This window comes from Schlesneria sp., from assembly GCF_036405755.1.
Lineage (GTDB): Bacteria > Planctomycetota > Planctomycetia > Planctomycetales > Planctomycetaceae > Schlesneria > Schlesneria sphaerica.
On sequence record NZ_DASWWZ010000603.1, the window covers coordinates 1 to 7,764 of the forward strand.

Annotated in this window: 4 protein-coding genes and 1 pseudogene; 2 read left to right on the forward strand and 3 right to left on the reverse strand. The window is 56.2% G+C overall.

What is annotated here, in order from left to right:
• A partial coding sequence (locus tag VGE80_RS19985; protein WP_440593881.1) for a hypothetical protein occupies window positions 1–1,089 on the reverse strand: 1,089 nt, incomplete at its 3' end.
• Window positions 1,090–1,601: 512 nt separating this feature from the next.
• On the opposite strand from VGE80_RS19985, the gene eno reads away from it, so the two are divergent.
• Window positions 1,602–2,873, forward strand: coding sequence for a phosphopyruvate hydratase (gene eno / locus VGE80_RS19990; RefSeq protein WP_373652064.1), 1,272 nt, complete (start codon window positions 1,602–1,604; stop codon window positions 2,871–2,873).
• A gap of 174 nt (window positions 2,874–3,047) precedes the next feature.
• Here the strand turns inward: eno and rpoD are convergent, their stop codons facing one another.
• Complete coding sequence (gene rpoD, locus VGE80_RS19995; protein ID WP_397570054.1) at window positions 3,048–4,709, reverse strand: RNA polymerase sigma factor RpoD; 1,662 nt, start codon at window positions 4,707–4,709, stop codon at window positions 3,048–3,050.
• A 107-nt stretch (window positions 4,710–4,816) separates the two neighbouring features.
• A complete protein-coding gene (gene dnaG, locus VGE80_RS20000) occupies window positions 4,817–6,733 on the reverse strand; it encodes a DNA primase (RefSeq protein WP_440593882.1) in 1,917 nt (638 codons plus the stop codon).
• A 603-nt stretch (window positions 6,734–7,336) separates the two neighbouring features.
• On the opposite strand from dnaG, the pseudogene VGE80_RS20005 reads away from it, so the two are divergent.
• Window positions 7,337–7,764 (forward strand): annotated as a pseudogene (locus tag VGE80_RS20005) (mandelate racemase/muconate lactonizing enzyme family protein); the annotation flags it as partial.

A 7,764-nucleotide genomic window follows, 5' to 3' on the forward strand; every position in this document is an offset into this window, starting at 1 on the left:
GTCGCCTTCGAATTGAATCCCGCTATCCTCTTGAACCAGTCGGATCCCGCTGTCGTCGGCACCGATCAGGCTGATACCGCTGTCGGTGGACGACAGGTCCTGGGCATCGTCCTCCTGAGCCGAGCCGCTCGGGTTTGCGAGGACGATATCGCTGTCACTGACTTCGAGCGCGCTTTTGGCGCTGGTGCGGGGAAAATCACTTTCGGCCGCGGGCGAAGTATCCCCTGCGGAAGGTGTCGTGACGAGCTGAACATCGCTGTCACTTTCTCCCGTGGCGAGGGGATTGTGTTCAACCGCGATGGGACTGTCCACAATGGCGGGCGGGAGATCGACCAACTGGACATCGCTGTCACTTTCGCTCGACAGGCGGGATGACGTCACCATGCGAACGTCGCTGTCACTGTCACCGGTGTTCGCCAGCTTTAATTCCGGAACCTGAGCGATGTCGCTATCAGTGGGGGAAACGCGGACAAGTTGTACGTCGCTATCGCTCTCGGGCGGTGACTTGATGGTCGAAGCGAGGCGGACGTCGCTGTCGCTATCAGGCATATTGGAGCGTTGTCGAGCCGCGGGAGCGTCGGCGGGTGCATCAGGCACGGAAACGAGTCTCACATCACTGTCGCTGGCATCAAGAGATGATACGGGTTCTGCGATCCGGACGTCGCTGTCGCTGTCAGGCGGCGCTTGACGAGAGCTCTCTGAGGGATCAAGTTCGAAGGCGGCGTCAAAGTCAAATTCCGGCTGAGATCCAGAATCGATCGCCTCGATGGCGGCTTGCTCATTGAGAGCATCTTCGTCGAGTTCCAGGAACGAGACGTCATCGTCGCCGGCAATCGGTTCGTCGTCCCCCTTCAACTTCAGGAACGGGATGTCTCCGTCAGAGTCGACCTGGAACATCTCGGCCGACGTCCGCGGGGTCAGCACCCCGTCACTGACGAGTTTTGCAAAATCGTCGCGGCGGTAATGCACGAAACCATCTTCGTCGAGAGCCTGGACTGCTCCTGAATCGACAAGTTCATTGAGTCCGTCGAGGTCCACCCCGAACAACTGGTAAACTTCATCGGCAGTCAGGAGTTTCTTTTGTTCCATGGCTCAATCATTCCGACAACAGATTTAAAGTTTCGATCCCAGCTCATTAAAAGACGATCGGTGACGGGCACCTCTCTCCTGCAGTCGGATCACACCGGCAAAGGATTCGAGCAATACATATTCGAATCGACCGATTCGAATCGCTGCTGACCTTACAATCGGATCGGATCTGCCTCTGGCGTGCTTCCGCGTGCGCCTATCATCCCGTGGAGCGTACATCGGCAATTTTGCCCGAGGTTCCCACTGGAACTGAACGATTTTTAGGTATAAGTAGAATTTCAGTCGTTCGCCAGTGGATTTCTAACGGCAGTTCCATTTTAACCGGCAAAGGTCCGCAGAAAATCCCTCGTTATGGGATGTGCCGTGTCTGATGGATGAGCCCGAGACGATTTGGTACAACCACCCACGATTCGTCGGTATTTCGCGCAACAGTCAGCAAGTGTTGGAAAAACCCTTCGGACATGTCCAAGGCGGCCGAGAACGAATTGCGTCCTGTTTAAGAAAGTCTGAAAATGAGTGTAGCGATCTCCGCCGTGCACGCCAGGGAAATCCTGGACAGCCGCGGCAACCCGACCGTCGAGGTCGAAGTCGAACTGGAAGATGGTACGTTGGGACGCGCTGCGGTCCCCAGCGGTGCGAGCACAGGTGCCCACGAAGCAGCCGAACTTCGCGATTCCAGCGACAAAGCGCGATACCTCGGAAAAGGTGTTCGTCAGGCTGTTGAAAACGCGAACGAGACCCTGGCCGATGCGATCATCGACCTGAACGTCACCGATCAGGCCGCCATCGATAAGGCTCTGATCGACGCCGACGGTACCCCGAACAAGTCACGTCTGGGTGCAAACGCGATCCTGGCCTGCTCGCTGGCTTGCGCTCATGCTGCCGCTCGCGTCAGCTTTTTGCCACTGTTCCGTTACCTCGGTGGTGTTGGTGCCAACACGCTGCCCGTCCCGCTGATGAACATCATCAACGGTGGTGCGCACGCGAACAATGCCATCGACCTGCAAGAGTTCATGATCGTCCCCGTCGGATTCGACACGTTCCGCGAAGGCCTGCGAGCTGGCGTCGAGACTTTCCATCAGTTGAAGAAAGTTCTCCACGACAAAGGGATGAGCACCGCAGTCGGCGACGAAGGGGGATTTGCTCCTAACCTCGAAAGCAACGAAGCTGCGATCCACGTCATTCTGACCGCGATCGAAAAAGCGGGTTATAAGCCCGGCGAACAGATCAAGCTGGCACTCGACTGCGCATCGACCGAGTTCTACGACTCCAAGACCGGCCTGTACGAGATGGACGGCAAGAAGATCAAGGTCGACGAACTCGTCGGGATCTGGAAGACCTGGTCCGAGAAGTACCCGATCTGCTCGATCGAAGACGGTTGCGCGGAAGATGACTGGGACGGTTGGAAGCAGTTGACCGACGCCATCGGCGACAAAGTTCAACTGGTTGGCGACGACCTGTTCGTCACCAACACCCGCCGCCTGCGGGAAGGGATCTCCAAGGGAATCGCGAACAGCATCCTGGTGAAGGTCAACCAGATCGGAACGCTCAGCGAAACGATCGACGCGGTTCAGACGGCTTACCGACACGGCTATACGGCTGTGATGAGCCACCGTTCGGGCGAGACCGAAGACACCACGATCGCTGACCTGGCCGTGGCTCTGAACACGGGACAGATCAAGACCGGTTCGGCCAGCCGCACCGACCGAATCTGTAAGTACAACCAGTTGCTCCGAATCGAGGAAATTCTCGGTTCCGACGCTCGCTACGGCGGCAGCCTGTAAGCGTCCGTCTGTCAGTTTTACACTGATCAGATCGGGAAGTTACAAAACGAGATCGCCGGATTCTTGCGAACCCGGCGATTTTCGTTTTGATCGTTCCCGTCAGCGACGTCGGACAGTAACGTCAGCGACAGGGCAAATCAGAATGGAGCCCGACGACATTTTCTGAAAATTTCTTCAATTGGCCGAAGCGGCTGCAGCAGCCAAAGTGTCCAGGAAGCCTTTCAGTTGCTTGCTGCGGACCGGATGCTGGAGTTTTCGGACGGCTTTTGCTTCGATTTGGCGAACGCGTTCACGAGTCACTTTGAAGATCCGCCCCACTTCTTCGAGGGTGTAAGTGTAACCGTCACCCAGACCGTAGCGCAACTTGATGATTTCCCGTTCGCGGTAAGTCAGCGTTTTCAGGACGACGTCGATCTTATCCTTCAGCATCTCCTGGGTTGCAGAGTTGACGGGGCTTTCGGTGTTGTCGTCTTCGATAAAGTCGCCAAAGTAGCTGTCTTCACTCTCGCCCACGGGACGGTCGAGGCTGATCGGGTGCCGCGAGATTTTCAGGACACGACGAGTTTCTTCGAGGCTGACTCCCGCGGCTTCGGCGGTTTCCTCGATCGTCGGTTCGCGACCTTTTTCCTGCAGCAGTCGCTTGCTGACCTTGCGCAGCTTGGACATGGTCTCGATCATATGGACCGGGATACGGATGGTTCGGGCCTGATCCGCAATGGCTCGCGTAATGGCCTGTCGGATCCACCACGTGGCGTAGGTCGAAAACTTATAACCGCGACGATACTCGTACTTGTCGACGGCACGCATCAGGCCGGTGTTGCCTTCCTGAATCAGGTCCAGGAAGCTCAGTCCGCGATTGCGGTATTTCTTGGCGATGGAGACCACGAGTCGGAGGTTTCCGCCGGATAATTCGCGCATCGACTGTTCGTATGCGCTGAATCGTTCACGGACGTCATCGAGTCGCTGGCGCAGGGACTGAGGAGTCTCCAGCGTCATCTGCATCAAGTCGAGTAGCTCCTTCTGGAGATTAGCTCGCTCGTCTTTGGCAGACTTCAGGTTTTTCATCCCGTCGATCTGGCGTTGCAATTGATCCATGCGGTTGGAAATTTGTTCAAGCCGCCGCATGGTGGGCTGCAACCGTTGCGTACGGAGACTGAGCTCTTCAAGCAGCGTCACCATCTTGCGGCGTCGCTGTTCAATACGCTGCTGGATCGCTCTGACTTCCGCGGCGGTTTTGCCGGGCTTAATCATCTCTTCAAAGTCCGCAACACTCTTCTCACGCATCGTTTCGAGCGAGCGAAGGTTATGCGGCATGCGGCCGAGGATCTGATTCTTTTCCAAACCCTCGGTTACAGAAACCTTAATGGTCCGGTCGAACGGGAGCTCGCCACAGTTAACCTTCTTGAGGATGTCGATCGATTGCTTCAGCGCATAATCGCTTTCCAGCAGATGCCGACGGAATCGCTTGCGGGTGATTTCAATCTTCTTGGCGAGCGAGATTTCCTGCTCGCGGGTCAGCAGGGGGATTTCGCCCATCTGCGTCAGGTACATGCGCACGGGGTCGTCGATTCGGCGTGATTTGTCATCGGCTTTTTCTGACTTGGCCGGCTTGGCCTTGCCTCCGCGGCGTTTCATGAAGATTTCAGGAGTGGTCGGCAACCTCTCGTCAGCGACGATCTGCATCCCGAGTTCGTCGAGCGACATTAACAGGTTGTCGAGTTTTTCGGGATTAACCGCTTCGTCGGGCAGGTATGCATTGACCTGAGAAAAGGTCAAGAATCCCTGTTGCCGCCCCATCTCAATTAACTGGTTCAAACTCGCGTCAAGTCTGTACACCGGCGACTCCTCGGAAGGATATTAAGATCCGTGTAAATTCGACTGTTTCTGTTTGAGTACTCAGGCAGCGGCTTGTCAGATTTTCAAGCCACACCGATTGAATACAATTATTTTGTAGTACGTTCGCGGTGGAAACGGGCCGCTTGTTCCAGTAAGCGTCGAGTTTCTGTCGTCAGCTTTGCCGTCTCTGCCGGACGTTCGAACAGCAGGCTTTTGGAGGCCTGGTTCGCGAGTACGCTTCGTCGCCACCGAATCCTGTCGATGACGCGCCGAACCCCGTCTTCCGCAGTTTCTGTGCCCATCGTGCGCGCATCCGCGAGCGATTGCGTGTATTCCCGATGGCGTGCCTGCTCGTCAATCCAGACCATTAACCGTTTTCGCTGCGGGCATTCGGTCCGCGACAACAATCGGTCGTACGTCGGTTCAACCCCTTCCTCGAGCATATCAAACCAGTGTGACAGGATTTCCTGAAGTAATTCGTGCCGCAAATCGTTTGCGCCAATCTCGCGTCGCACTTGGTCCGTCAGGTGAGGGTGAGCAAAAAGCATCTGAAGTAATTCGCACTCCAGCAGATCGTCTCCATTTGCAGATCGCTGAAGTGAATCGATGGCTTGCTTCCACTGTCGCTGCTCGACGTCGTCGGCTGGTGCAGTTACGTTGACTTTCCGTTCCGCAACCCGCGACGGTTGAACGGATTGTTTGTTTTGCAGCTCTTTCAGTCGCCGACGGACTTCGACCTCGGACAAGCCGACCCGCTGGGGCAGCTTCCCCAGAATCATGTCTTCCCTGACGGTTCCGTGAATTCCCGGGCATCCCAGAAGTAAATTCAACATTCCATCCAGAACACGCTGGCGCCCATCCAGGGTTGTCGTGCCGTAACGCCCCAGCAGGAGCCTCAGTTGATACTCGAAGGCCTCGGGGGCGTCTTCCGCCAGGGCCAACAGGGCATCGCCACCCCGTTGATCGATAAATTCGTCCGGATCCAGTTCGTCGGGGACGGTGAGAATCCGTAGATCGACGTCCTGGGCCAGGAATCGGGGAATCGCCTTTTCGGCCGCTTCGATCCCCGCTCGGTCTCCGTCGAAGACGAGTACGACTTTACGTGCCAGCCGTTTTAACAATGTGACATGCGATTCTGTCAAAGCGGTGCCGAGCGTCGCGACCGCATTCAGAATCCCACCTTGATGGGCCTTCACGCAGTCTGCGTATCCCTCCATCACCAGTACCATGTCGGTCTTCTTGATGGCATCGCGAGCGACGTCGAGCGCGTAGCAGATACGACTTTTCGAGAAGACAGGGGTCTCGGAACTATTCAGGTATTTTGCATCCGACTTCGACTTGGAATCCGGCAGAATGCGTCCCCCAAACGCCACAGTCCGACCCCGTTCGTCGTGAATCGGAAACATAATCCGATCAACGAACTTATCGTAAAAACCGGACTGACCGTCACGCGGTCGAGCCAGATCCGCTTCGACAAGCAGTTCGGGATCAAACTGTCCTTTCGCCCGTTGCAGCAGCCAGTCCCAGCTCTCGGGGTGATATCCCAGCTTGAACCGGGATGTCATCGCGTGGTTGAAGCCACGACTGAGCAGGTAATTTCGAGCGCGCTCTGCAACTGCGGTCGAGAGCAGGCACTGATGGAACTCCTGCTCGGCCCACGCCAGAACGTCATAGAGATGAGGCTTATTCTTTTTTTCGTCCGGTCCGCGGCGAAGTGTCTTGGGGATCTCCAGCCCCGCACGTGCCGCCAGCATCTCCAGCGTCTCGCGAAAATTCAACGCGTCGTGCTTCATGACGAAAGAGAAGCAATCGCCCCCTTCCTGACATGACCAGCATTTGTAGGTCTGTCTTTCGGGATTGACGGTGAATGAGGGATTGTGATCGTCGTGGAAGGGGCAGAGCCCTTTGAAGACTCGGCCGTTCGGCTGCAGAGTCACAGTTTCGCCGATCAAATGCACGATATCGGTTCGAGAGCGAACGGTCTCTTTAAATTCGTCAGCACTGGGACCTGGGGCCATCGTCATGAATCAATCCTTCTGGCTGCACAGAGAATCCGACTGCAGCAGCCGACAGCAAAATCGCGTCAGATCGACGCTGATCGTCCTGTCCTGGGTCTGGCCTGGAGTGCTTTGTTCAAAAGAAATTCTGAGCGAAATCATAATCAACCTTACGAGATCCCTGAGACGGGATGCTATTCGGAAGTTAACGCCAGAATTTTTGCAAGATTCCGTCGGGGTCACTGTGACTGGACGAGTCACGCCAATCCGGGAAATCCCTGCGATAAAGAATGCCCGCTCAAACTACGCCATCGATAAAGTGTTCCCTTTGAAACATCCCATCATGAATAGCTTGCACCGGGTCATCGTCGATTCGAACCGCTGTGGTCTAGACGTGGGCACGCCGGTTGATTGACCGAAACGAAGCGGACAATTGACAAATCCGATGCGATTGTATCTGTGGATCTCCATCCGTCAAGGATTGGGTGCTCCGGACCACTGTCAGCGGCGTGAAGCGGGAAATAGAATGATGTTCCAAGACGGAGCGTGTCGAATTCAAGGGGCAGGGACCACGACATCACCCCGATCCGGGCCGATCCCGACTGCCGTTATTCTCACGACAGGTGCGAGATGAAAATCGAGCGGTTAGAGACTTTCGTGATCGGCGACGGACCTCTCATTGATCCGGACCAGGGAGGGGTCGAACCGCTCGCCTGCCTAAAGGTCCAGTCAGACAGTGGACTCGTCGGTCTCTCTGAAGTCTTTCGTGTCCCCCCCGGCGTCGTTCTGGCCACGGTCGGCGACAAAGATTCTTACTTTGGCAGGCTGCTGATCGGCCAGGAGATCACGCACCCGGAACGGATCTGGCAGCGGATGTGGGATGCGATGATGCACACCAATCGTCGCGGTTGGGAAATCATCATCCTCGGCGCCCTGGATGTCGCAATCTGGGATCTCTACGGGCAGGAACTCGGTCATCCTGTCTGGAAACTTCTCGGGGGTGTGCAGCGTGGGCCGTTCCAGTCACCGGTGGGTCAAGTGCCGCAGATCGTCCCCTA